Genomic DNA, 1,432 nt, shown 5'->3' with positions numbered 1-1,432 from the left:
ATCACACATTTAATGGTCTGCACAAAAGCTCAGGATGCTGAAGCTGCGGTTCTCTCACTGGCTGATCATTTATCAGACCAATGTCAGATACTAGTAATGCAGAACGGTATGGGAAGCCAGCAAGCGGTAGCACAACATTTCAGCTCACAAACCATATGGGCCGCATCGACGACAGAAGGGGCATGGATGAAAGACTTTCTGCATGTCTGCCATGCCGGTCGTGGATCAACCTGGGTCGGTCCTGTCGTTCAGAACCCTGACGAATCTGTCTGGCACGCTTTCAAAGAGGCTCTGGAAAAACTGCCAATCGATATTCAGTTTACCCATAAGATTGAACAAAAGCTCTGGGATAAGCTGGCGGTCAATTGTGCCATCAACGGTCTTACTGCCTTGTATGATTGCAGGAATGGTGAACTTCTGAACACTGAAGAACGTCAACAGCGTCTGGCAGCCTTGGCTGAAGAAGTGATGCAGGTGAGGCAATCGGCCGGTATTCCCGGTTCAGGAAACCTTTCTGAGTTAGTCAGGCAAGTCTGTCGGGATACTGCGATGAATCACTCCTCCACCTGCATGGATGTCCGACAGGGTCGAAAAACCGAGCTGGCTTTTATCAACGGCTATCTGATTGAGCAGGCCGAAAAGCTGGGGGTGGAGACACCTGTCAATCGGGCATTGATGAGAGAGTTGGCAGAACTCAGCATCCGGTAGTCGGAAATAAAAACGCCATTACCTCATCGACCGTGAGGCGAGTGCCATAACCTGATAGCCGATCCCAGTTGGCACCGGTAGTGAGCAAATCTGAGAATAACTCCGGTTTTTGCATCCGTTGCAATAGACTTTATTTTAAATTGTCCATCATCCTCCTCGGAAAGGGTGTAGACAATTTGCCATTCTGTCCAGGCTGGCACTACCCATTCCGGCTCAGGAGGGACATCCCTGAGTCCGAGCACTAAATGCGTACTCACTTTATAACTCGTTGACATCACTATTGAGCCATCTTCATTAATGTTGTTTTGTTTAAAAACAGTCATCTTTTTTCCTTTGAGACTCTGAAATAATGGCCACTTATCCGTACACTGGTCGAGATCAATCACACCGGTAACAGACAGTTCTCCTTGCTCAAGAGCACTCTTGAGCGATGAGTAGGATTCAATTTGTGTGGCCCCGGCCCATGCCCATGCCTTGGAACAGATGATAACCACTGTGAGAAAAGCACAGGTGATCAGCCTGAAAATATACATGTGTTTTTGCTTGTTGTTGCGTTTTGAAAGAAATCTCCATTATAGGTGATGATGCGCCATTGCATTCGGCAAGACCAAAGATATCTATTTTACGGCTATCTGATTGAGCTGGCTGAAAAACCGGTGGTAAAAACACCGGCTAACCAGCCACCAATGAGAGAAATGACAGAACTCAGCACCCAGTAACCATA

The 1,432-nt window shown here is 47.4% G+C and carries 2 protein-coding genes; one reads left to right on the top strand and one right to left on the bottom strand.

Annotated elements, in window-relative coordinates; translation table 11 throughout:
• A partial coding sequence (locus tag KDK16_RS07075; protein ID WP_257275336.1) for a ketopantoate reductase family protein occupies positions 1-708 on the top strand: 708 nt, incomplete at its 5' end.
• Between the two features lie 23 nt (positions 709-731).
• On the opposite strand, the gene KDK16_RS07070 is transcribed toward KDK16_RS07075, so the two are convergent.
• Entirely contained in the window at positions 732-1,241 is a 510-nt protein-coding gene (locus tag KDK16_RS07070; protein ID WP_257252851.1) for a hypothetical protein, read from the bottom strand.
• Positions 1,242-1,432: the final 191 nt, after the last annotated feature.

This window comes from Endozoicomonas sp. SESOKO4 (assembly GCF_024606275.1).
This window is presented reverse-complemented; position numbering and strand designations above follow the sequence as displayed.